The following is a 22,419-nucleotide window of genomic DNA, read 5'->3' as shown; positions in this document are numbered from 1 at the left end:
CCAATGACGCCATGCCGATTCTCCGCCGCAGCCTGATGCCCTGTCTTGCTGCGCTTGCCTGTGCAGGGCAAGCGCTCGCCGACGCCACGCCGGTCGCCACGGCAGCGGCGTCCTCGCCACGCAACGTCTTCGCCGATTCCCTCAAGCGCGCCAGGCATCCGGCCGCCGCGCAAGCGCCGTATGCACCGATCCGGGTTGATGACGATAGTGCGCAGTTGCCCGAGATAGAGATGTTCGTCGGCGAGTCACGGGTTTTCCCTACGCCGGGCGTCTCGCGCATCGCGGTCGGTAATGGCCGCATCATGACTGCCGCCGCGCTCGATGGCCGTGAAACCCTGATCTTCGCCAATGAGGTCGGCACGTCTTCGCTTTTCGTCTGGAACGAGGATGGCCGCTATCAGCGCATCAAGATCAACATCGTCCCGGGCGACACCAGCCGCCATGCCCGCGAGATCGCCGCCTTCCTGTCTGCGATGCCGCGCGCACGGGCTTCCGTCATCGGCGACAAGGTCATCGTCGAAGGCGATGGCTTGTCCGATGTCGAGCTCGACAAGATCGATGAACTCGGCAAGCGCTATCCGCAGATCGTCAATTTCACCAACCGCCTCGGCTGGGAGCGCATGGTGCTGCTGGATGTGAAGATCGCCGAGTTTCCATTGAGTGCATTGTCCGAGGTCGGCGTGCGCTGGACGCCGGCCGGCGGCGGTGCGCTCGGCGCGATCTGGGCGCCGCTGCGTTATGGCAGCGACGGACCGTATCAGATCAATGTCCAGAACAGCGGCGGCGGCAATGCGGCGCCGATCACGTCGCCGCAAAGCGGGGGCGGCGGGCAGGGCGGCGTGCCGCTGCCCTCGGGGCTCAACATTCTGTCCGGCGTCAATCTCGGGCTGAATGCGCAATTGAATCTGCTGGCACAAAACGGCCGCGCCGCCATCCTGGCCGAGCCGCAGCTCTCGGCGCGCAACGGCGCCAAAGCCAGCTTTCTCGCTGGCGGCGAATATCCGTACACCGTCTCCACGATCAATGGACCGACCGTGCTGTTCAAGCCCTATGGCGTGAAGCTGGAAATTCAACCCAGGGTCGATAGCGCCGGCGTGATCCGCGCCAAGATCGATAGCGAAGTCAGCTCCATCGATGCCGCGATTTCCACGCCCGCGGGGCCAGGGCTGCGCACCCGCAAGACCAGCACCGAATTCAATGTGAAGAGCGGCGAAACCATCGTGCTCGGCGGCCTGCTGTCGCGAGAGACCAGCACCGACATCGACAAGGTGCCGCTGCTCGGCGATTTGCCGGTGCTGGGGCCGCTGTTTCGCTCAAAGCGTTTCCAGAACAAGGAGACCGAACTGGTGGTCTTCGTCACGCCGACGGTGGTCGACAGCCAGACGCCCGAGCTTGCCGAGCGCATCACCAGCACGAAGCGCAGGCTCGAGCAAACCATGGGCCCGCCGCCTTACCTGAGCGATGCGCTGCAGCCGGGGCAGGATCCCGGCAGCTTCCGTCCGGCACGGAGCGAGGCCGAGGGGCCGCATGCCGATGCCGCGACTTCAGCTACGTCCGATGCCGGCGGCAGCCTGCTCGTCACACGGCGCGCCCACACGCTGCTGCGCGCCGAGCCAGCGCGCGATGCCGCGATCCTGTTGAGCTTGTCGCGCGGCGCGCGGCTGCGCCTGGGGGAGAGCGATGCGCCCGATGGTCGCTGGCGTCATGTCGTCGCTGGCGAGATTGCCGGTTGGGTCGAAGCCGAAGCTGTCGCGCCGGCGAGCGAGGCCGACGCGGCGACATGGGCGCGCGGACGCGACGCGACGGCCGAACAGCGCGGCGCAGCGCTCGCGCCGATCACGGCGCAAGCCGCGCCGACGCAGGCAATGCCGCCGCGCGAGATGCGGGTGACGCTGGACAGGCTCGCGCTCCGGGTAGCTCCGGACATTAATGCCGCGGTACTGCGCAAGCTTCAGGCCGGCACGATCGTGCGCCTGTTGCCGCAGGCGCAGCGCGGCTACTGGAGCGCGGTGGAAATCGATGGTCGGCGCGGCTGGGTGGCGACCCAGTGGCTGGCGCCGCAGGAAGGAATGCCGCGCGCCGCGCGGTGATGGGCGCCCGGTCTGCCGGGTTAGGCCACATGGCAGCACAGCTTCATTTACCACCACACCAAACGGCGATGCCGCGTGTGAACCCCGACGACACGGAGTAAGTCATGCTCGAAGTCGAAGTGCTGGACGCCGACGGCGCCCGTCGCACGCTGCGCGTGCCGGACGATTGCATGATCGGCAAGGCGGCGCAAAGTGAAATCCGGCTCGAAGGCTGGCGCATTGCCCGCGAGCATGCGCGGCTGTTCGCCACGCCGGCCGGCGTGGTGCTGGAAGACCTCGGCGCCTTTGGCGGCGTCACGGTGAATGGCGAGCGCATCATCGGACAACACGGGCCGCTGTCGGGCGCGGATCTGATCGGCATCGGCGCATACCGTCTGCGCATACTCGAAGGCGAGACCTCGCACGCCGATGCGCCGGCGGCAGTGTGCGCGCCACTGTCCCCGTCCACCGCCGCGGCGCCTTCGCACGATGCGCCAGCCGCCACGGCGCGAGCACAGATGAAGCTGCCGCAGACGGGGACCGAACCACCGCAGACGCGAATCGAGCCGCCGCTGCGCCAGCTGGAATTCGCCTGGCGCCAGCGCCTGCATGCGCGCCTGCTGGAAACGATGGATTTGCGTCGCCAGGATGTGCACGGCATGTCGGATGCGCAGCTGCGCCGCGAAACCGAAAGCCTGGTGCGCCAGATCCTGCAGGAAGCCGAGGCCGAATTGCCGCGCGAACTTGACCGCGATCTGCTCGCCACGCAGGTCATCCATGAAGCGATTGGTCTCGGCCCGCTGGAGGAATTGCTGGCCGATGAAGCGGTGACCGAAATCATGGTCAACCGACACGATGAAATCTATGTCGAACGCGCCGGCCGGCTGTTTCGTCATCCGCTGGCATTCACTGGCGAGCGCGCGGTGCTCGGCGTGATCGAGCGCATCGTCGCGCCGCTGGGGCGCCGCATCGATGAATCCTCGCCCATGGTCGATGCCCGGCTCAAGGATGGCTCGCGCGTGAATGCAATCATTCCGCCGCTGGCCTTGAAGGGGCCGTGTCTGACGATACGCAAGTTCGCGCGGCGCAAGCTCGATGCCGCCGATCTCATTGGCTTCGAGGCGATCAGCCCGGAAATGGCGCGCTTTCTCGAGGTCTGCGTGGTCGCGCGCAAGAACATCATCGTTTCCGGCGGCACCGGCTCGGGCAAGACCACGCTGCTCAACATCCTGTCGAACTTCATTCCGCCCGGCGAACGGGTGATTACGGTGGAAGACGCTGCCGAGCTCAAGCTCAACCATGCGCACCTGGTCAGCCTGGAATCGCGTCCGGCCAATGTCGAAGGCAAGGGGGCGGTGCCGATCCGCGAACTGGTGAAGAACACGCTGCGCATGCGGCCGGACCGCATCGTCGTCGGCGAATGCCGAGGCGCCGAGGCGCTGGACATGCTGCAGGCGATGAACACCGGCCACGAGGGATCGCTGACCACGCTGCATGCGAACACGCCGCGTGATGGCCTGGCGCGGCTGGAAACCATGGTGCTGATGGCCGGCATGGAATTGCCGCTGGCGGCCATCCGCGAGCAGATCGCCAGCGCGGTGCACATCGTGGTGCAGCAGACCCGCTATGCCTGCGGCAGCCGCAAGGTGTCGTGCATCGCCGAAGTCACCGGCATCGAGAGCGGCAAGATACAGATGCAGGAACTGTTCCGCTTCGTCAACTGCGGTTACACCGGACCGGGCAAGCGCGTTGCCGGGCATTTCACCGGCTGCGAGGTGGTGCCGAGCTTTTATGAGGAATTGCGCGCTTGCGGCACGGCGCTGGACATGGGGTTGTTCGCGGCGAACCCGGTGGAGTCGACGCGCAGCGCTGGCATCGGAGACGTGCCATGAGCGCGCCGTCGGCCTTGCAACTTGCGGTGCTGATGGCCGTTGCCCTGGCTGCCACGCTGCTCGCCTGGTTCATGCTGCGCGCCGGCGCCGCGGCCATGACACGCTATCGCGAGCACTTCACCGAGCGCACCCGCTTCCAGGCGCAGGAATTTTTTCTGTTCATCGATCCGCGCCATCTGTTTGTCGCCAATCTTGGCGTCATGCTGGCCGGTGCGCTGGCCGCATGGCTGGTTACTGGCAGCCTGGCCTTCGCGCTGCCGACGCTGTTGTTGCTGGCGCTGCTGCCGCGTCTGCTGTATGCGGCCCTGCGCCGACGCCGGCTGCGTCGCTTCGAGGAGCAATTGCCGGATGCCTTGATGATGCTGTGCGGCGGCCTGCGCGCGGGCGTTGGCATGAGCGCGGCGATGCAGCAGCTCGTGGCCGAAGCGGAGGCGCCGCTGGCGCAGGAATTTGCCCTGGTTTTGCGCGAGGGGAGGCTGGGCGTGACGCTGGAGCAGAGCCTCTCCAATCTGGCGCGGCGCATGCCGACGCAGACGACGGTACTGGTGGTATCGGCAATGCGCATCGCCGGCGAAACCGGCGGCGGCCTGGCCGAAACCCTGGAACGCACCGCGCAGACGATACGCAGCCGGCTGCAGATGGAAGGCAAGATCCGTGCGCTGACGGCGCAGGGCAAGCTGCAGGCCTGGGTAGTGGCGCTGCTGCCGCTGTTGCTGATGCTGATCCTTGACCGGATGGAGCCTGAAGCGATGTCCTATCTCTGGCACAGCCGCATTGGCTGGGCCGCGCTTGTGGCGATCGGCCTGCTGGAAACCTTCGGCGTGCTGCTGATTCGCCGCATCGTTGCCATCGATGTCTGAGGAGCGAACGATGTCCAGCCTGTCTTCCACGATCCCGGTCACACTGTTGCTCGCGCTGGTCTTCGGCTCTGGTTTCGCGCTGCTGGCCTGGGCAGCCGGCCGTGCGCTTGCCGCGGTGCCGCCCGAAGATCGCAGCTACCGGGATGCGCCGCCGCCGGGATTTCGCCTGTTGTGGTGGCCGATTCATTGGCTCGCGCATTTCCTGCAGCCGCTTCTGTCGGCACAACGCGTCGATCGCCTGCTGATCCGTCTCGGCCAGGCTGGCGTTGATTTCAGCCTGAGTCCGGCGCAGTTCATTGCCAGCCGTGCGCTTGCCGCGGTCAGCACAGCCGCGCTGCTGTGCTGGATGCTGGGCGCGTTTGATCACGGCGCAACCAGCATGCCACTGTCGCGCTATGCCTGCGCCGCCTTGCTCGGCGCGCTCGGTGGCTGGGCCTATCCTGGCATTTGGCTGCGCGAGCGCATCGCGCAGCGCCGGCGCGAACTGCAGAAGACGCTGCCGTTCTATCTCGACATCATCACCTTGTGCGTCGAGGCCGGGCTCAACATCCAGGGCGCGCTGAACCAGGCGGTGGTCAAGGGGCCGAAGGGCGTGCTGCGTGAAGCTTTTCAGCGCCTGCTGCGCGACATCCGCGCCGGCAAGCCGCGTGCCGCCGCGCTGCGCAGCCTGGCCGCGCGCCTGAACGAGCCTGCGGTGAGCGCCTTCGTCACCGCGGTGATCCAGGCGGAGAGCATGGGCACCAATCTGGGACCAATTCTGCGCGCCCAAGCCGATCAGCGCCGCGTCGAGCGTTTCCTGCGGGCGGAAAAACTGGCCATGGAGGCGCCGGTGAAGCTGCTGTTTCCGCTGCTGGCCTTCATCTTTCCCTGCACCTTCATCGTGCTGTTTTTCCCAATCGCGATGAAGTTCATGCATGCCGGCCTGTGAACATGCGCATCGACGTCGCGACGCTGAGGACCGCCAGGGGCAGCCACAGTTTGCGACTGCGCCTGGCGGAGCGCTTTGCGAGCCGCCTTGTCGGGCTGATCGGCGCCCCGGCGCTTGGCATCGACGAAGGGATGCTGATCACCCGCTGTCGCGCGGTGCATACCTGTTTCATGCGGCAAAGCCTGGACCTGGTGTTCCTGGACGCCGGTGGCCGGGTGCTGTGCTGCGTGCCGAGGGTGCCGCCATGGCGCGCGCATCGCGCTGCCGGTGCGGCGCATACGCTCGAACTGGCGCCAGGGAGCATTGCGTATTACCGCATCGCGCCGGGCGATCGGCTCGAGCACGCGCGCCTGTCGCCGCCGTGCACGGGCCTAAAAAGCCAGCGCGGCGCGGCCATGGTCGAGTTTGTCATCATCGCGCCGGTACTCACGATGATCGGCCTCGGCGTGCTGCAGGCAAGCCTCCTGTATTTCGCAAGGAACGGCGTCAACCACGCAGCCTTTCTCGCGGCCCGCGCCGGCAGCATGCACAACGCCAGCCTCGCTTCGATACGCGACGCCTATCTGCGCGGTCTGGCTCCGCTGTATGGCGGCGGCGCGAATGACGTGGAGATCGCGGCCGCGCGTGTTCGCGCCGGGGCCGACATGCGCGGCAACTTGCGCATCGAACTGCTCAATCCTGGTCGCGCCAGCTTCGACGATTTCAACGATCCGGCGCTGCAGGCACTGCTGAAGACCGGCGCACGGGTGATTCCGAACAGCGGCCTGGCATTCCGCGATCCGGCGCGCATCGGTCCGACGTCGCAACAGAATTTGTTCGACGCGAATCTGCTGAAGCTGCGCATCACCCATGGCTATGCGCCGAAAGTGCCGCTGGTGCGCAGACTGATGCAGGCGGCGCTGCAGGCGCACGATGCGGCTGGCGGCGGCGATGCCTTTGTGCGCAGGCTGCATGCCGAGGGCCGTATCGACATGGTGTCGGAAGTCACGCTGCACATGCACAGCGACGCCATTGAATGGAGCGAGCCGGTCTGGATTTCGCCGGCCGATGGAAAGGAGCCGGCGCCGCAGCCGCCTGCCGATATGCCACCGTCCACGCATCCGCCCGGTACTGGCGTCCCTGGACCCGGCGTCGGCGCGCCGCAGACGCCCACACCGGCCATCGGGCAGGATCCGCCAGTCTGCGGCGCCTGGGGGTGCTTCTCCTGCCGGGCCGAGGTACAGCCAACGCAGAGCTATGCACTGTCGGCGGATGTGCTGTTCAACTTCGACCAGGCCACGCTGCGCGCCGACGGCCTGGCCGACCTGGATGCGCTGATCGAGGAGGCGAAGGCGGCGCAGGCTGAAGGGCAGGGCATCGCATCGGTACGCGTCTCGGGTTACACCGACCAGCTCGGCAGCGAAGCGGTCAATGCCCGACTGTCGACCGCGCGTGCTGAAGCGGTGCGCGATTATCTGAAAAGCCGGGGTTTTCCGGACGTGCCAATTTCGGTGCGAGGCATGGGCGCAGCCGAGCCGAAGGTCGCGCTGGAAGCCTGCGCCGGGACACAGGAAGAGCGCATTGCCTGCCTGGCGCCGAACCGGCGCGTGGTGGTCGAGATCACTCGCGCGCAAAAGGAGAAATGAGGTCATGGATAGCCAACTGTGGGGCGAAGCCGGCGACTGGTTCGCCGCGAACGAAGAAGCGCAAACGTGGGCCGCGCATGAGCCCGGCTGTACTTGGGTGCGGCCGATGCCGGCGCAGGCGCACGCAGCGGCATGGAGCAATGGCCGGATGCTGTGCGTGTTCAGCCGGCCGGCCGGCATCGACCCCTGGCTGCTCGGACGGGCGCGCATGCTGCATCCGGATATCAACGGCCCGGACGGTCGGCTCGGCGCGGCGATCAGGGCAGCGCTGCTCCACAGCCGGCTGCGCGCCGAGGCGCCGCGGCAGCTTCCGATGGCCATGCTCAGCCGGCGCGAACGCCGCATCCGCTATCTGCGCTGGCTGACGGCACTCATGGATCGCCATGGCTGCCGCACGATACGCAGCTTTCTGCTGCACATGCAGTGCTGCCTGATCCTGCAGCGCGAAGACGGCATGCTCATCGTGCCGAGCCGGCACGAGCGCATCGAGGGCTGGACTTGCCTGCCGCAGGAAAGTGCGCTGACGCTGTCGCCCGAAAGCGGCAATGGCGAACTTGGCGCGGCGCTGCGGCAAGGGTTCGCGCGTTGCATCGATGACTATGGGATGCGCGTGCGTGCGGGTTAAGATGCGCGTCGCGGTCGACGGAAGCATGGTCGGATGTGGCCGCGCCCTTTCCCGAAACCCAGGCACGAGGCTATGCCGGTAAGCACCCAGAACAGGCACGACGTCGTCGGCGAGGAACAGCCGCTGGTGTCAGTCATCATCCCGGCCTACAACTGCGCCGCCTATATCCGCGAAGCGATTGACAGCGTATTGGCGCAAGATTATCCGGCGCTTGAAGTCATTGTCATCGACGACGGCTCCACCGATGGCACCGGCGCAGTGCTGGCTTCCTATGGCAAACAAATCCGCCTGCTGTCACAGGAGAACCGCGGCTGCGCAGCGGCGCGCAACGCCGGGATAGCGCATGCCCAGGGCCGCTATGTCGCCTTTCTTGATGGCGACGATGTGTGGCGACCAGACAAGATCTGCCTGCAGCTTGCAGCAATGCGGCGCAGCGGACATGCAATGTCATATAGCCGCTTCATTGTCTGGCGACCGGATGCGGATGGCGGCTATCCCAGCGCCGAGCGCATGTTCGGTGAAGATGGCGCGGCCCATGTATCCGATTGCGTGCTGCTTACCGGCGATACTTATGACGCGCTGCTGTTGGATTGCATCGTGTGGACATCGACGGTGATGGTGGAACGAGAAGTGCTGATCGAGGCGGGCGGCTTCGATGAATCGCTGCAGCTGGGCGAGGACTACGAGCTATGGCTGCGCCTGTCGCGCCGGCTGACCATGCTCGGCATCGACGAGCCCACCGCGCTGTATCGACAGCATCCGGCAAGCCTTACGCGCAGCGCGCGGGCGATCAACTACGAATATCTGGTGTTGAAGCGGGCTCTGGAAACTTGGGGCGGCGGCGCGTCGGGTGGGTCGGCGGCGATCGAAAAGCGGCTTGCAGGCAGTGCGTTCAATCATGGCTATGCGCATTACAGGCATGGCGATGCGCGCATCGGCGCCGCATCCTTCCTGCTATGCCTGCGCCATGGTCACAGGCGCACCAAATCATTGCTCCTGTTGCTGGCCTGCGCCGGACGCGCAATGCTGGACCGAGGCTGACTTGTCTATGCAGCCAGCGCATCGACCCGGAACAGCACCGGCTGCGCCTTTTCCTTGTCAGACACGCACTTTTTCAACACCTGTTTCGCGCTGAAATGGCATTTTCCGCAACAGGTGCCCAGCGCGAGGTTCTCGCGCAATTGCGGCATGGTGTCCATGCCAGCATCCACCGCCTGGCGGATCTTGCGGTCGGAAATGTTGTGACAGACGCAGACGATCATCGATATTCCTTGCGATGGCGGCCGGTTGGACGGCGGAAAGAAGATGCTTACGCTAGACAGGAAGCAATGCGGATGGCGTTTCCGAATTCAGGCGCTGTTGAACGACCATACAAGCCATCCGTGTTCAGCTCCGCTTCCTGTCAAAATGCAAATGCGAACAATTCGCATTAAGATTATTCCCGATGATTCGTCCGCTGGCAAGAATTAATTTGCATTTGGCAGGAATGCGCTCAGAAAGCGACGGCGCAGGCTTGTCCCAGCCGGTGGAGGGCGTGTGTCAGTGTTAAATCGGGAAGGCAAGACTGGCGGAGACGACAGCGAGCGGGGCGAATGTGTGGGCGCGGACGGCGTCAGGGAGGGAAGATGAGCGGCGGGCGCAGTCGGCGCCGCGCCGCGGAGTCAAACCAGCGACAGGGCTTCGGCGCTGCTGATGATGCCGCCGCCGAGGCAAACCTCGCCCTGGTACAGCACGGCCGACTGGCCGGGGGTGACTGCCCATTGCGGCTGGTCGAAGGCAAGCGCGAAGTCGGCATCTACATCTTCGAGACGACGGCAGGACACGTCGGCCTGGCGGTAACGGGTCTTGGCCGACAGCATGCCTGCCTCGGGCGCCTCGCCTGCGATCCAGCTCGCCTGGCCGGCCTGCAATGTGCCGGACAGCAGCCACGGATGGTCGTGACCCTGCACCACATACAGCGTGTTGCTTTCCACGTCCTTGCGCGCGACATACCAGGCATCGTGGCTGCCGTCGTCGTTGCGGTTGGATTTTATGCCGCCCAGGCCGATGCCCTTGCGCTGACCCAGCGTGTAAAAGCTCAGGCCGACATGCTCGCCGACGGTCTTGCCGTCCGGCGTCTTCATCGGGCCCGGCTTGAATGACAGATAGCGGTTCAGGAAATCCCGGAACGGACGTTCGCCGATGAAGCAAATGCCGGTCGAATCCTTCTTGCGCGCATTCGGCAGCCCAAGTTGCTCGGCGATGCGGCGCACCTCGGTCTTGTGGATTTCGCCCAGCGGAAACAGTGTCTTCGACAACTGCGCCTGGTTCAGCCGGTGCAGGAAATAACTCTGGTCCTTGCTGGCGTCGACCGCCTTGAGCAACTGGTGCCGGCCATCGGCGGCCTGGCGCACCCGCGCATAGTGGCCGGTGGCAATCAGATCCGCGCCGAGCTTCATCGCATGGTCGAGGAAGGCCTTGAACTTGATTTCGGCATTGCACAGCACATCCGGGTTCGGCGTGCGCCCGGCCTGGTATTCGCGCAGAAATTCGGCGAAGACCCGGTCCTTGTACTCGGCGGCAAAATTCACCGCCTCGATGTCCACGCCGATCACATCGGCTACGCTGACCGCGTCGATCCAGTCCTCGCGCGTCGAGCAGTATTCGGAATCGTCGTCGTCTTCCCAGTTCTTCATGAACAGGCCGACAACGTCGTAACCCTGCTCCTTCAGCATCCACGCGGCCACCGACGAATCAACGCCGCCGGACATGCCGATGACCACCTTCTTACGCATGCAACTCTCCAAGCACGCTGGCATGGGTATAGAGCAGCGACAGCGGCGCGCGCTTGCCGGCAAGGTAATCATCAACGCTGCGCAACACCAGTTCGCTGCGATGGCGTTCGCGGCTGGCCAGCAGTTCCGGATAGTCCATCCATACCGCGCGCAAAATGCCAACGTCCAGCGGCGTGTCGTAGCGCGCGCCGACCTTGCCGGCGAACGCGAATCGCAGATACGTCACTTCCTGGCCGGTGCGCGAAGACAGATAGCGCGCCATGTAAATGCCGATCAGTTCGGTCGCGGTGAAATCGTGCGCAGCTTCTTCCATGGTTTCGCGTTGAACCGCCTGCTCCAGCGATTCGTTCGGGTCGAGATGGCCGGCGGGCTGATTCAGGCGCACGCCGTCGCTGGTCTCTTCTTCCACCATCAAAAACTTTCCGTTGCGCTCGATGACCGCTGCCACCGTAACCGAGGGTTTCCAAACTTCACTCATAGGCTTCCTCGAAAGAATCCGGCATTTTACCGTGGTGCGGTCAATAGCTGCCCAGACATATGGCAAAGGAAATGGCTGGGCCTCTGCGTGGAAACGGTCGCCGTAGCAGAAAAGACATTGCGTGCTCTTGCGCTTTGCGAAGGAAAAGCGCCGGATGAGTCTTGTAACTTTTTTAAAAAAGCCGTGTAAGATCGTGCCCGGATTTTTTCATCTGGAGATGGCAATGAGGATAGGCATACCGGCGGAAACCCGTGCCGGGGAAACCCGCGTAGCCGCAACACCCGAAACGGTCAAGAAGCTGGTGTCGGCCAAGCACGATGTCATCGTGCAATCCGGCGCCGGCGTGGCGTCTTCGATCACCGACGAGGCTTATGCTGCCGTCGGCGCCCGCATAGTCAGCGCCGCTGAAGCATTGGGCGCAGAGCTCGTGCTCAAGGTGCGCGCACCCAACCCCGAAGAGCTGCCGCAGATGCAACGCGGCGCCGTGCTGGTCGGCATGCTCAATCCCTTCGATGCCGAAAACATCGCCACCATGGCCTCCGCCGGCATCACCGCCTTCGCCCTCGAAGCCGCCCCGCGCATCACCCGCGCGCAAAGCCTGGACGTGCTCTCCTCGCAAGCCAACATCGCCGGTTACAAGGCCGTCCTCCTCGCCGCCAACACGTATGGCCGCTTCATGCCCATGCTCATGACCGCCGCCGGCACCGTCAAGGCAGCGCGTGTGCTGATCATGGGCGTCGGCGTGGCCGGCCTGCAGGCCATCGCCACCGCCAAGCGCCTGGGCGCGGTCATCGAAGCCTCCGACGTGCGTCCGCCGGTCAAGGAACAGGTCGAGTCGCTCGGCGCCAAGTTCATCGACGTGCCGTATGAAACCGATGAGGAACGCGAAATCGCCCAGGGCACCGGCGGCTATGCCCGGCCGATGCCGGCCGCATGGATGGCGCGCCAGGCAGCGCTGGTGCACGAGCGCGCCAAGCAGGCCGACATCGTCATCACCACGGCGTTGATCCCGGGCCGCAAGGCGCCAGTGCTGATCAATGAAGAGACCGTCAAGGCCATGAAGCCCGGCTCGGTCATCGTCGACATGGCCGTGGAGCAGGGCGGCAATTGCCCGCTGTCCGAGCTTGGCAAGATCGTCACCAAGTACGGCGTGCACCTCATCGGCCTGCCGAACCTGGCCACGCTGGTGCCGGCCGACGCCTCGGCCCTGTATGCACGCAACGTGCTGGACTTCCTGAAGCTCGTCATCGACAAGGAAGCCCAGCTCGTCATCGACCGCAACGACGAGATCATCGCCGCCACCCTGATGTGCCAGGGCGGCGAGATCGTGCGCAAGAACGGATAAAGGAGACGCATCATGGAAGTCAGTCATACCATCATCAACCTCATCATCTTCGTGCTGGCCATCTATGTCGGCTACCACGTGGTCTGGACCGTCACCCCGGCGCTGCATACGCCGCTGATGGCCGTCACCAATGCGATCTCCGCCATCATCATCGTCGGCGCCATGCTGGCCGCCGGTCTGACCGAAGGCACGCTGGGCCGCGTCATGGGCGTGCTGGCCGTGGCGCTGGCTGCGGTCAATGTCTTCGGCGGCTTCCTGGTCACGCAGCGCATGCTCGAGATGTTCCGCAAGAAAGAGCCGAAGGTAGCCAAGCCGGCTGAAGCCGGCAAGCTGGCAGGCGAAGGAGCGAAATAATGAATCTGGCATTCGTATCGATGAACCTGGTGACGATGCTGTACCTGATCGCATCGGTGTGCTTCATCCAGGCGCTGAAGGGCCTGTCGCATCCCTCGACGGCGCGGCGCGGCAACACCTTCGGCATGAGCGGCATGACCATTGCCGTGCTGACCACGATCCTCTTGATCGTCAAGCTGCAGGCCGAGATGAACAGCAGCGGCCTGGGCCTGGGCCTGGTGGTGCTGGGCGTGGTGGTAGGCGGCGCGATCGGCGCGACACTGGCCAAGCGCGTGGAAATGACGAAGATGCCGGAACTGGTGGCGGCGATGCATTCGCTCATCGGTCTGGCGGCGGTATGCATCGCGGTGGCCGCGGTGTCCGAGCCGTGGGCCTTCAGCATTGCCGCGCATGGCACGCCGATTCCGACCGGCAACCGCATCGAGCTGTTCATCGGCACCTTCGTCGGCGCGATCACCTTCTCCGGTTCCGTGATTGCCTTCGGCAAGCTGGCCGGCAAGTACAAGTTCCGCCTGTTCCAGGGTGCGCCGGTGGTGTTCAAGGGCCAGCACTTCGTGAACCTGGCGCTGGCGGTATTGATGATCGGCTTTGGCATCATCTTCGTGCTCACGCAAGCCTGGCTGCCGTTCGTGCTGATGACGGTGATCGCGTTCGTGCTGGGCGTGCTGATCATCATCCCGATCGGCGGCGCGGACATGCCGGTGGTGGTGTCGATGCTGAACTCGTATTCCGGCTGGGCGGCGGCGGGCATTGGCTTCTCGCTGAACAACTCGATGCTGATCATCGCCGGCTCGCTGGTCGGTTCCTCAGGCGCGATCCTGTCGTACATCATGTGCAAGGCGATGAACCGCTCGTTCTTCAACGTGATTCTGGGCGGCTTCGGCGGCGACGCGGCAGCGGGTGCGGCAGCGGGCGGCGCGCAGGCGCAGCGCAATGTGAAGTCGGGCTCGGCTGATGACGCGGCCTTCCTGATGACGAATGCGGAGACGGTGATCATCGTGCCGGGCTACGGTCTGGCGGTGGCGCGGGCGCAGCATGCGCTGAAGGAGCTGACCGAGAAGCTGACCCATGCGGGCGTGACGGTGAAGTATGCGATCCACCCGGTGGCGGGCCGCATGCCGGGGCACATGAACGTGCTGCTGGCCGAAGCCGAGGTGCCGTATGACCAGGTGTTCGAGATGGAAGACATCAACAGCGAGTTCGGCCAGGCCGACGTGGTGCTGGTCTTGGGCGCGAACGACGTGGTGAACCCGGCGGCGAAGGATCCGAAGTCGCCGATCGCGGGCATGCCGATCCTGGAAGCGTACAAGGCCAAGACGGTGATCGTGAACAAGCGCTCGATGGCATCGGGCTACGCGGGCCTGGACAATGAGCTGTTCTACATGGACAAGACCATGATGGTCTTCGGTGATGCGAAGAAGGTCATCGAGGATATGGTCAAGGCCGTGGAGTGAATGCGTAGGTTGGGCTGCCAAGCCCAACATCAGGCGTCTGCGGCCCGCGAGCTTGTTGGGCTTCCTGCGTCAGCCCAACCTACGAGCCAACACGAGACACTCGCGGCCCGCAAGCAGGTTGGGCTTCCTGCATCAGCCCAACCCGCAAACATGGTCAGCGTGCGGCAGTTTCAGCAGTTCCCCTTCTTCGCCTGTCCCGGCGGACAAAAGCCGCGGTCCTGGGACGCTGGCGCGCAATTGCCTTTCTTGGCCTGCCCTGGCGGGCAGAAATTTTCGTGATGCGCTTCACGTGTCACCGGCACGACCGGAACTACGTCGCAAGCGGACAGCAAAAGCGCAAACGTCAGGGAAGTCAGCAAAGCCTGTTTCATCAGTTATCCATGCAATCTCGCGGCGGGTTCATTCATCCATGGCCGCGCCGCCGCGCTTCCGCGCCCATAGTAGTCGTTGCCCGTGGCATGTCCTCATGCGCACGGGGCGCTCAATGCGTGCGGGCCAGGCTTTCCCGCAGTCGCTCCAGCGTCAGATAGGCCGGCATCACCTGCGCTACGCTGGTCACGGCTTCGCGCCGTTCACTGATCGCCGCGATGAATTCCCGGTCCTGCAGCGCGATGCCGTTGCCGCTTTCCTCCATGCCGGAAAGGTCGACCGCATTGTCATGGCCGTCCACCAGCGCATCCTCGCGCGCGACCCAGGTGCCGTCGTCGCACAGGTAACGGAAGGCGCTGCCGAAAGGCCCATCGTTGTTGAACGACAGCGCTAGCGTACATAGCACACCGCGCGGCGAGGCCAGTTGCACCGACATGTCCATCGCAATGCCGAGCTTGGGATGCGGCGGTCCCTGCATCGCATGCACCCGTAGCGGCGGCTGGCCGGTCTGGTGGTGGAACAGGTCCACGGTATGACAGGCATGGTGCCAGAGCAGGTGATCGGCCCAGTTGCGCTGCTGGCCGAGCGCATTCAGATTCGAGCGACGCAGGAACCAGGTCTGCGCAACCAGATGCTGCAACTTCGCCTTTCCGCCGCGCAGCCGCTGATGCATCCATTGATGGCCATGGTTGAAGCGTCGGGTATGGCAAACCATCGCCACCAGGCCGGTTTCGCGTTGCAGGCGCACCAGCATGTCGGCATCGGCAAGCTTGTCGGCCATCGGGATTTCGATCAGCACATGCTTGCCGGCGCGGAGAACGGCTGCGGCCTGCGCGGCATGCAGCGGCGTCGGCGTGCACAGCACCACCGCATCGATGTCGCGCCGCTTGAGTGCTTTATCAAGCTCGGTGCAGACATCGACAATGCCGAAGCGCAGCGCCGCCTGGCGCGCGCGCTCGCATTCCGGATCGATCAGGCAGACCACCTCGGCATCGCGCATTGCCGCGAAGGCCGCGAGATGGCGCAGGCCGATTGCGCCGATGCCGGCGATGGCAAGGCGAATCATGATGCGCGCCGGCCGAACATCATTTGTTCGGCGAACAATCGCCGCGCCGGCGCGACCGCATCGAGCAAGCCCAGCGACATGCCGAGCAGGCTTTGTCCGGCGCCCCCGGACGTGTCGGCGAACAGGCGCGCCATCGCATCGGTGATGCCGATGGTGAGGCCGCGGTCGGGGCGGCGCGCGGCGGTAAAGCGCGTCAGCGTCGCCGGCTCGGGTTCGCGCGCCAGCATGCGCGCCAGCACCGCCGCGTCGCGCAGGCCGAGATTCAAGCCCTGGCCCGCGACCGGATGCAGCGTCTGCGCCGCATTGCCAATGGCAACGGTGCGTGCGCTGGATCGGCTGCCGGCATTCAGGCCGAGCGGATAGGTCAGGCGCGGCGAGGCGCTCAGAAAGCGGCCCAGGCGCTGGCCGAAGGCCGCCTGCAGCTGCGCCAGGAAGCCCGACTCGGGCAGCGCGGCGACCAGTTGCGCGCGCGCCGGCCGCAGGCACCAGACCAGCGCATAGCCATCGTCCTGCGGCAACAGCGCGAGCGGACCTTCGTCAGTGAAGCGCTCGAAGGCGCGCTGCGGCTGGCGCTCGGACACGGTGACATGGCAGATCACCGCGCTCTGGTTGTAGTCGCGCGAAATCGGCTTGCCGGAGCGCTCGGCATACAGTCCGCCCTCGGCCTGCACGAACAGGCGCGCGTGCACTTCGCGCTTGTCGGCGAGCGTGAGTACGACGCGGTCCGTCCGCTCGTCGGCGGCGGCAATCTGCACCGGCCGCAGCGCGCGCACCCCGACGCGTTCGCCGGCCGCGGCCAGCGCCGTCACCACCGCGCCGTAGCGGCTGACATAGCCGAGCGCCGGCACGCCGGCATCGCGGCTTTCGATGAGCGTGCGGCCGAAATGACCGCGGCGCGACACATGAATTTCCTGTATCGGATGCGTTTCCTTCGGCCAGGCGCCGATGTCCTCGAGGATCTGGCGGCTGCCCCAGGACAGCGCCAGCGAGCGCGGATCCATCGCCGCCTTTGCCAGCTCGCGCGCATCGATCAGGGCGATGCGCGACGCCGCCATGCCGCGCTTGACCAGCAGCGCCGCCAGCGCCAGGCCCACGGGGCCGGCGCCGCCGATGGCGATGTCGTAGTCGATGTGATGGTCGATGTCAGCCACGCCGCTTCAGGACCGCATCAGGGCTTCGATGTCGGCGATGCGCTTGGGCGCATTGCGCGTGATGATGTCGCAGCCGTCCGGCGTGATCACCGCATCGTCCTCGATGCGGATGCCGATGTTCCAGTACTGCTCGGGCACGCCTTCGGCCGGGCGCACATAAATGCCCGGTTCGACCGTCAGCACCATGCCGGGCTGCAGCACGCGCCAGGGTTGCTCGATGCCGTCGGCGTCCTCGTCGCGGTACTGGCCGACGTCATGCACGTCCATGCCCAGCCAATGGCCAGTGCGGTGCATGTAGAACTGGCGGTAGTCGCCGTTGGCAATCACGTCATCGAGCGTGCCGACACGGTCGCGGTTCAACAGGCCGGTGTCGAGCATGCCCTGGGCCAGCACCCGCACCGCGGCATCATGGCCGTCGGTGAAGCGGCGTCCCGGGCCGGTGGCGGCGATCGCCGCTTCCTGCGAGGCCAGCACGATTTCATACAAGGCCTTCTGCGGCCCCGAGAACACGCCATTGGCCGGGTAGGTGCGGGTGATGTCGGAGGCGTAGCCGTCCAGCTCGCAGCCGGCGTCGATCAGCACCAGGTCGCCGTCGTTCATCACCGCATCGCCGGCGCGGTAGTGCAGCACGCAGGCGTTCGGGCCGGCGGCGACGATCGAGGTGTAGGCCGGAAATTGCGAGCCGTTGCGGCGGAATTCATGCAGCAGTTCGGCCTCGATCTGGTATTCGCGCATGCCGGGTTTGGTCATGCGCATTGCGCGCGCATGGGCTTCGGCCGAGATGTCGGCGGCGCGCTGCATGATGGCGATCTCGTCGGCGTCCTTGATCAGCCGCATTTCATCCAGCAGGCGGCGCACGTCATGCGCCGAGGCCGGCGCGACCACGCCGGCGCGTGCCTGCATGCGCACCGCAGCCAGCCATTGCCGCATCTGCGCATCGAACTTTTCGCTTGCGCCCAGCGCATAGAACAGTGCAGGAGCGTTGGCCATGAGCTTCGGCAATTCGGTATCGAGCGCTTCGATCGCATGGGCGGCATCGAAGCCGAAGGTCTCGCGCGCGGCTTCGGGGCCATAGCGGTAGCCGTCCCAGATTTCGCGTTCCAGATTCTTTTCACGGCAGAACAAGATAGCCTGATTGCCCTGGCCATTCGCGATCAGCACCAGCACCGCTTCCGGCTCGGTGAAGCCGGACAGGTAATAGAAATAGCTGTCGTGGCGGTACGGATAGTCGGCGTCGTTGTTGCGCTGGGCTTCGGGCGCGGTCGGGATGACGGCCACGCCGCCGCCCTGGGCGCGCATCTGGTCCAGGAGCTTGGCACGCCGGGTGGAATACGGAGTCATGGGCGGTTTCCTTTGTCGTAGGGAGCGTTCAATTGTGCCAGTCGTTCCGGCGTGCCGACGTCGAGCCAGTCGCCGCGCCAGACTTCGCCGCCGACCTGGCCGCGCGCGGCATATTCGCGCAGCAGCGGTGCGAGCTTGGCGGCTTCACCGGGTGTGATTGCGTCGAACATCTGCGGCCGGTACACGCCGATGCCGGAGAAGGTGTGCTTGTCCTCACCCTCGTTGGCGATGGAAAAGCTGTGCAGCGCGAAGTCGCCACCCGGGTTGTGCGTCGGGTTCTTCACCAGGTACAGCCAGGCGACGTCGCGTGCATCGAGCGGCAGCGGATTGCCCCAGACGTCGTTGTCCGGCAGCGTCTCGGTCGCAGCGGCGAAATCGAAATGCGGGCACCAGATGTCGGCAGCGATGGCGATGAAGGGCTCCTCGCCGAGCAGATGGCGCGCTTTCGCGATGCCGCCCGCGGTTTCCAGCGCCGTGCCTTCCGCCGAGTAGACGATGGAGGCGCCGTAGCGGCTGCCGTCGCCGAGCGCTTCTTCGATCATGCCGCCCAGGTGCGCATGGTTGATGACGATCTCGGTGATGCCGGCGCGCACCAGGTTCAGCACATGCCAGACGATCAGGGGCCGGCCGCGCACCTTCAGCAGCGGCTTCGGGCAGGTGTCGGTCAGCGGGCGCATTCTTTCGCCGCGTCCGGCGGCAAGCAGCATGGCTTTCATGGGTGCCATCAGAAGGTAAAGCCGACGCCGGATTCCGTGCCTTCGATCGCATCCAGGATACGGATCAGCGGCGCCAGTTCGCGGTAGCGGCCCGCGGTCTTGCGGGTGTATTCCATCACCAGCGGGATGTCGTCGAGATAGGCGGCCTTGCCGTCGCGGTGATACAGCCGCGCGAAGATGCCGAGCACCTTCAGGTGGCGCTGCAGGCCCATGAATTCGAAGTCGCGGTAGAAACTGTCGACGTCCGGCGGCACCGGCAGGCCGGCGCGGCGCGCCTTTTCCCAATAGCGGATCGCCCAGTCCAGCACCTGCTCCTCGTCCCACTGGATGTAGGCGTCGCGCAGCAGCGAGACCAGGTCGTAGGTGATCGGGCCGTAGACCGCGTCCTGAAAATCCAGAATGCCGGGATTGCCGCGCGGCAGCACCATCAGGTTGCGCGAATGATAGTCGCGGTGCACATAGACCTGCGCCTGCGCCAGGTTGTTGGCCAGCAGCGTGTCGAACACCTTGTTCAGCTGCGCCGTCTGCGTCTCGTTCAGCGTCGCGCCGCGGTGCTTCGCGACATACCACTCCGGAAACAGATTCAGCTCGCGCAGCAGCAGCGCGCGGTCGTATTCGGGCAATACATCGGGCTGGCTCTGCGCCTGCAGCACGACCAGCGCATCGATCGCATCGATGTAGAGCTTGTGCGCGGTGTCGGCATTGAGCTGATGCAGATAGGTGGTATTGCCGAGGTCGCTCAGCAGCAGGAAGCCGCGCTCGCGGTCTTCGGCCAGCACTTTCGGCACCGACACGCCGGCACCGCCGAAGACTTCGGCGACATGGATGAACGGCCGCACGTCTTCCTGCGGCGGCGGCGCGTCCATCACGATGTAGCTGGCGCCGTCGGCGGCGTCGACGCGGAAATAGCGGCGAAAGCTCGCGTCCGAGGAGGCGGCGCGCAGGGTGTCGGGAAGCAGGGCGGGCGCGGAAAGCGCGGCCAGCCAGGCGCGGATCAGGTTCTGGCGCTCGTCGGAAAGATTGTGCTCGGGCATGTGCAACAGGGATGTGGGATCGGAAAGGATTGGGTCTTGCTGCGGAGGTAGGGCCGCGGAGTTCCCATATAATAAGGGATTCATCCCGAAAAATCCGTCTTCTTCCCCGACCAAATTTCCCTACTGCATGACTCGCCGCCAACGCCCTCATTCCTCAAGAAGCCTGGTTCGCGCGCTGACGGTAGCCGTTACCGCTGTCTCCATTCCGACGCTGTCCATGGCGCAGACCGAGGCGGCACGCGCGCCGGAAGATCCGAACGCCCCGACCCAGGTCGGCGCCGAACGCATCACCGGTCGCCCGGACCGCGAAGTCACGCTCGACCGCGACGCCGAAGTCACGCGCGGCCCGATGACGCTCAACGCCGACCATGCGACCTATGACATCGTCGATGACCGCGTGAAGGCGGAAGGCAATGTGAAGATGCGGCGCTACAACGAGCGCTATTCCGGCACCGACCTCGACATCAAGCTCGATACCGGCGAAGGCTATATCAACAACCCGACCTACAATCTCGGGCCGCGCGCCCGTAATGCGCAGGGCAAGGCAGGCCGCATCGATTTTGCCTCGCGCGAAGAAGCGGTGGTGCAGAACGGCACCTACAGCACCTGCGAAGGCCCGGACCCGGACTGGTATCTGCAATCCGGCACGATGAATCTCGACAGCAGCCGCGACATCGGCACCGCATCGCGCTCCATCGTGTATTTCAAGGGCGTGCCTATCCTGGGCACGCCTTTCATCACCTTTCCGCTGTCCGACCAGCGCAAGTCGGGTTTCCTGCCGCCGGCGATCGGTACCACCAGCAAGGGCGGCATCGAGGTTTCCACGCCGTATTACCTGAACATCGCGCCGAATCGCGACCTGACGCTGTTTCCGCGCATCATCAGCCGGCGCGGCGTGCAGCTCGGCGCCCAGGCACGCTATCTCGGCGAAGACTATTCCGGCCAGATCCGGGCGGAAGACCTGCCGAGCGACCGGATCACCGGCACCAACCGCTATGCGTACAGCATTACCCATGCGCAGAAGCTGGCGCCCGGGCTGACGTTCGGCGCGAATCTGAATGGCGCATCGGACGACAACTATCCGAACGATTTCCAGAGCAGCATCACCAACAGCAGCCTGCGCCTGTTGCCGCGTGACCTGAATCTGACCTACGCGCGCCCGTACTGGACGGCGGTGGCGCGCACCACGAGCTACCAGGTGCTGCAGGATCCGGCCGCGCCGATCACCAAGCCCTATTCGCGGCTGCCGCAGATCACGGTCACAGGCAATCGCGCCGACTATGGCGGCTTCGATGTCAGCATGGTCACGGACTACACCCGCTTCTCTCAGGACCAACTGGTCGAAGGCGACCGGATGGTGGTCAATCCGCGGATTTCCTACCCGATCATCGCGCCCGGCTATTTCATCCGGCCCAGCGTCTCGCTCAACGCCGCCAGCTACAATTTGCAGAACACCGCGCCCGGCCAGCCGACCACGATCACGCGCACGCTGCCGACGCTCTCGGTCGACAGTGGCCTGGTGTTCGAACGCGATACCAGCTTTCTCGGCCGTCCGGCGACGCAGACGCTGGAGCCGCGCCTGTTCTATGTCTACACGCCGTACCGCAACCAGAACCAGATCCCGCTGTTCGATACCGCGCTGTCCGACTTCAGCTTCGCCCAGCTGTTCAGCGAAAACCGCTACATCGGCTATGACCGCATCAGCGACGCCAACCAGCTCACCGCGGCGGTGGTGTCGCGCTATCTGGAAGAGGATGGCACCGAGCGGCTGCGCCTGGCGTTGGGGCAGCGCTTCTATTTCAATCAGCAGCTGGTAACCACCGGTACCGCTGCATCGGAAAACAAATCTGATATTCTGGCCGCCGTTTCCGGTCAGGTGACGCCGACGCTGCAGTTCGATGCCGGAGTGCAATACAGCCAGAGCCTGCACAAGACCAATGCGGAAACCTACGGCGTGCGCTGGCAGCCGGGGCCGCAGCGCGTGCTGAATCTGCAGCGCCGCCGCGATGTCGCCACCGCGCTGGACCTGGTCGATGCATCGGCCCAGTGGCCGCTGGCGGCGCGGCTGTACGGCGTAGCACGCGTCAATTATTCAATGATCGAGAAGAAAGTCTCCGAAAGCTTGTTCGGACTGGAGTACAAGGCCGACTGCTGGGTGTTCCGCGTTGTGGCGCAGCGCACACCTACCGCCACCAACGTCGCCACATCCTCGCTGTTCTTCCAGCTGGAGCTCAACGGCCTGTCGCGCCTGGGTTCCAACCCGTTGACGGCGTTGCGCAACAACGTTCCCGGCTACACGCCGGTGAACCAGCCGCCGCTGCCATGATCCGATGCGGCG

The 22,419-nt window shown here is 65.2% G+C and carries 19 protein-coding genes; 11 read left to right on the top strand and 8 right to left on the bottom strand.

Annotated elements, in window-relative coordinates; genetic code table 11:
• Nucleotides 1-11 precede the first annotated feature (11 nt).
• The 7 genes from JJB74_RS03820 to JJB74_RS03790 all read left to right on the top strand — a co-directional run bounded on the left by JJB74_RS03820 (nt 12) and on the right by JJB74_RS03790 (nt 9,040).
• A complete protein-coding gene (locus tag JJB74_RS03820) occupies nt 12-2,090 on the top strand; it encodes a pilus assembly protein N-terminal domain-containing protein (RefSeq protein ID WP_200590461.1) in 2,079 nt (692 codons plus the stop codon).
• A 104-nt stretch (nt 2,091-2,194) separates the two neighbouring features.
• Nucleotides 2,195-3,961 carry an ATPase, T2SS/T4P/T4SS family gene (locus JJB74_RS03815; protein WP_200590460.1) on the top strand — a complete coding sequence of 589 codons (1,767 nt, stop codon included), beginning with the start codon at nt 2,195-2,197 and terminating at the stop codon, nt 3,959-3,961.
• Nucleotides 3,958-4,821 carry a type II secretion system F family protein gene (locus tag JJB74_RS03810; RefSeq protein ID WP_200590459.1) on the top strand — a complete coding sequence of 288 codons (864 nt, stop codon included), beginning with the start codon at nt 3,958-3,960 and terminating at the stop codon, nt 4,819-4,821. Before JJB74_RS03815 ends, JJB74_RS03810 begins: the two co-directional genes overlap by 4 nt.
• Nucleotides 4,822-4,831: 10 nt before the next feature.
• The gene (locus JJB74_RS03805) at nt 4,832-5,749 is read left to right on the top strand and encodes a type II secretion system F family protein (RefSeq protein WP_200590458.1); all 918 of its coding nucleotides are present in this window, start codon (nt 4,832-4,834) and stop codon (nt 5,747-5,749) included.
• Nucleotides 5,750-5,751: 2 nt separating this feature from the next.
• Nucleotides 5,752-7,374, top strand: a complete 1,623-nt coding sequence (locus tag JJB74_RS03800) for an OmpA family protein (protein ID WP_200590457.1) — start codon at nt 5,752-5,754, stop codon at nt 7,372-7,374.
• 4 nt (nt 7,375-7,378) lie between these two features.
• Nucleotides 7,379-7,999 carry a contact-dependent growth inhibition system immunity protein gene (locus JJB74_RS03795; protein ID WP_200590456.1) on the top strand — a complete coding sequence of 207 codons (621 nt, stop codon included), beginning with the start codon at nt 7,379-7,381 and terminating at the stop codon, nt 7,997-7,999.
• Nucleotides 8,000-8,071: 72 nt separating this feature from the next.
• On the top strand, nt 8,072-9,040 hold the full coding sequence (locus tag JJB74_RS03790; protein ID WP_200590455.1) for a glycosyltransferase family 2 protein: 969 nt from the start codon (nt 8,072-8,074) through the stop codon (nt 9,038-9,040).
• A 5-nt stretch (nt 9,041-9,045) separates the two neighbouring features.
• Here the strand turns inward: JJB74_RS03790 and JJB74_RS03785 are convergent, their stop codons facing one another.
• From JJB74_RS03785 to JJB74_RS03775, 3 genes are all read right to left on the bottom strand, one after another.
• A complete protein-coding gene (locus tag JJB74_RS03785; protein ID WP_200590454.1) occupies nt 9,046-9,261 on the bottom strand; it encodes a (2Fe-2S)-binding protein in 216 nt (71 codons plus the stop codon).
• Nucleotides 9,262-9,660: 399 nt separating this feature from the next.
• On the bottom strand, nt 9,661-10,773 hold the full coding sequence (gene mnmA, locus JJB74_RS03780) for a tRNA 2-thiouridine(34) synthase MnmA (RefSeq protein ID WP_200590453.1): 1,113 nt from the start codon (nt 10,771-10,773) through the stop codon (nt 9,661-9,663).
• A complete protein-coding gene (locus JJB74_RS03775; protein ID WP_200590452.1) occupies nt 10,766-11,251 on the bottom strand; it encodes an NUDIX hydrolase in 486 nt (161 codons plus the stop codon). Before JJB74_RS03775 ends, mnmA begins: the two co-directional genes overlap by 8 nt.
• Nucleotides 11,252-11,474: 223 nt before the next feature.
• Here JJB74_RS03775 and JJB74_RS03770 point away from each other — a divergent pair, with 223 nt between their 5' ends.
• From JJB74_RS03770 to JJB74_RS03760, 3 genes are read left to right on the top strand one after another with little or no spacing between them, the layout of a single operon-like run.
• The gene (locus JJB74_RS03770) at nt 11,475-12,596 is read left to right on the top strand and encodes a Re/Si-specific NAD(P)(+) transhydrogenase subunit alpha (protein WP_200590451.1); all 1,122 of its coding nucleotides are present in this window, start codon (nt 11,475-11,477) and stop codon (nt 12,594-12,596) included.
• Nucleotides 12,597-12,608: 12 nt separating this feature from the next.
• Nucleotides 12,609-12,950 carry an NAD(P) transhydrogenase subunit alpha gene (locus JJB74_RS03765; protein ID WP_200590450.1) on the top strand — a complete coding sequence of 114 codons (342 nt, stop codon included), beginning with the start codon at nt 12,609-12,611 and terminating at the stop codon, nt 12,948-12,950.
• Nucleotides 12,950-14,404, top strand: a complete 1,455-nt coding sequence (locus JJB74_RS03760) for an NAD(P)(+) transhydrogenase (Re/Si-specific) subunit beta (RefSeq protein ID WP_200590449.1) — start codon at nt 12,950-12,952, stop codon at nt 14,402-14,404. The genes JJB74_RS03765 and JJB74_RS03760 overlap by 1 nt, the downstream gene beginning before the upstream one ends.
• Nucleotides 14,405-14,885: 481 nt before the next feature.
• Here the strand turns inward: JJB74_RS03760 and JJB74_RS03755 are convergent, their stop codons facing one another.
• Genes JJB74_RS03755 through JJB74_RS03735 form a run of 5 tightly spaced genes read right to left on the bottom strand, consistent with a single transcriptional unit; the run spans nt 14,886 to nt 20,081 of the window.
• A complete protein-coding gene (locus JJB74_RS03755) occupies nt 14,886-15,839 on the bottom strand; it encodes a Gfo/Idh/MocA family oxidoreductase (protein WP_200590448.1) in 954 nt (317 codons plus the stop codon).
• Entirely contained in the window at nt 15,836-16,990 is a 1,155-nt protein-coding gene (locus JJB74_RS03750; RefSeq protein WP_325170081.1) for an FAD-dependent monooxygenase, read from the bottom strand. Before JJB74_RS03750 ends, JJB74_RS03755 begins: the two co-directional genes overlap by 4 nt.
• 6 nt (nt 16,991-16,996) lie before the next feature.
• Nucleotides 16,997-18,331 (bottom strand): Xaa-Pro aminopeptidase, encoded by a 1,335-nt coding sequence (pepP, locus tag JJB74_RS03745; RefSeq protein ID WP_200590447.1) that lies wholly within the window; start codon nt 18,329-18,331, stop codon nt 16,997-16,999.
• Nucleotides 18,328-19,047: an N-acetylmuramate alpha-1-phosphate uridylyltransferase MurU gene (gene murU, locus JJB74_RS03740; protein WP_200590446.1), complete on the bottom strand. Its 720-nt coding sequence runs from the start codon at nt 19,045-19,047 to the stop codon at nt 18,328-18,330. The genes pepP and murU overlap by 4 nt, the downstream gene beginning before the upstream one ends.
• 8 nt (nt 19,048-19,055) lie before the next feature.
• On the bottom strand, nt 19,056-20,081 hold the full coding sequence (locus JJB74_RS03735; RefSeq protein ID WP_200590445.1) for an aminoglycoside phosphotransferase family protein: 1,026 nt from the start codon (nt 20,079-20,081) through the stop codon (nt 19,056-19,058).
• Between the two features lie 127 nt (nt 20,082-20,208).
• Here JJB74_RS03735 and JJB74_RS03730 point away from each other — a divergent pair, with 127 nt between their 5' ends.
• Nucleotides 20,209-22,407 carry an LPS-assembly protein LptD gene (locus JJB74_RS03730; RefSeq protein WP_200590444.1) on the top strand — a complete coding sequence of 733 codons (2,199 nt, stop codon included), beginning with the start codon at nt 20,209-20,211 and terminating at the stop codon, nt 22,405-22,407.
• Nucleotides 22,408-22,419: the final 12 nt, after the last annotated feature.

The sequence above is a fragment of the Noviherbaspirillum pedocola genome, from assembly GCF_016632335.1.
Taxonomy (GTDB): Bacteria; Pseudomonadota; Gammaproteobacteria; order Burkholderiales; family Burkholderiaceae_D; genus Noviherbaspirillum_A; species Noviherbaspirillum_A pedocola.
This window is presented reverse-complemented; position numbering and strand designations above follow the sequence as displayed.

Bases quoted from the DNA above. Each gene is read 5' to 3' on its own strand.
- JJB74_RS03820 (WP_200590461.1), top strand. From the start codon at position 12: ATGCCGATTCTCCGCCGCAGCCTGATGCCCTGTCTTGCTGCGCTTGCC.
- JJB74_RS03815 (WP_200590460.1), top strand. From the start codon at position 2,195: ATGCTCGAAGTCGAAGTGCTGGACGCCGACGGCGCCCGTCGCACGCTG.
- JJB74_RS03810 (WP_200590459.1), top strand. From the start codon at position 3,958: ATGAGCGCGCCGTCGGCCTTGCAACTTGCGGTGCTGATGGCCGTTGCC.
- JJB74_RS03805 (WP_200590458.1), top strand. From the start codon at position 4,832: ATGTCCAGCCTGTCTTCCACGATCCCGGTCACACTGTTGCTCGCGCTG.
- JJB74_RS03800 (WP_200590457.1), top strand. From the start codon at position 5,752: ATGCGCATCGACGTCGCGACGCTGAGGACCGCCAGGGGCAGCCACAGT.
- JJB74_RS03795 (WP_200590456.1), top strand. From the start codon at position 7,379: ATGGATAGCCAACTGTGGGGCGAAGCCGGCGACTGGTTCGCCGCGAAC.
- JJB74_RS03790 (WP_200590455.1), top strand. From the start codon at position 8,072: ATGCCGGTAAGCACCCAGAACAGGCACGACGTCGTCGGCGAGGAACAG.
- JJB74_RS03785 (WP_200590454.1), bottom strand. From the start codon at position 9,261: ATGATCGTCTGCGTCTGTCACAACATTTCCGACCGCAAGATCCGCCAG.
- mnmA (WP_200590453.1), bottom strand. From the start codon at position 10,773: ATGCGTAAGAAGGTGGTCATCGGCATGTCCGGCGGCGTTGATTCGTCG.
- JJB74_RS03775 (WP_200590452.1), bottom strand. From the start codon at position 11,251: ATGAGTGAAGTTTGGAAACCCTCGGTTACGGTGGCAGCGGTCATCGAG.
- JJB74_RS03770 (WP_200590451.1), top strand. From the start codon at position 11,475: ATGAGGATAGGCATACCGGCGGAAACCCGTGCCGGGGAAACCCGCGTA.
- JJB74_RS03765 (WP_200590450.1), top strand. From the start codon at position 12,609: ATGGAAGTCAGTCATACCATCATCAACCTCATCATCTTCGTGCTGGCC.
- JJB74_RS03760 (WP_200590449.1), top strand. From the start codon at position 12,950: ATGAATCTGGCATTCGTATCGATGAACCTGGTGACGATGCTGTACCTG.
- JJB74_RS03755 (WP_200590448.1), bottom strand. From the start codon at position 15,839: ATGATTCGCCTTGCCATCGCCGGCATCGGCGCAATCGGCCTGCGCCAT.
- pepP (WP_200590447.1), bottom strand. From the start codon at position 18,331: ATGACTCCGTATTCCACCCGGCGTGCCAAGCTCCTGGACCAGATGCGC.
- murU (WP_200590446.1), bottom strand. From the start codon at position 19,047: ATGAAAGCCATGCTGCTTGCCGCCGGACGCGGCGAAAGAATGCGCCCG.
- JJB74_RS03735 (WP_200590445.1), bottom strand. From the start codon at position 20,081: ATGCCCGAGCACAATCTTTCCGACGAGCGCCAGAACCTGATCCGCGCC.
- JJB74_RS03730 (WP_200590444.1), top strand. From the start codon at position 20,209: ATGACTCGCCGCCAACGCCCTCATTCCTCAAGAAGCCTGGTTCGCGCG.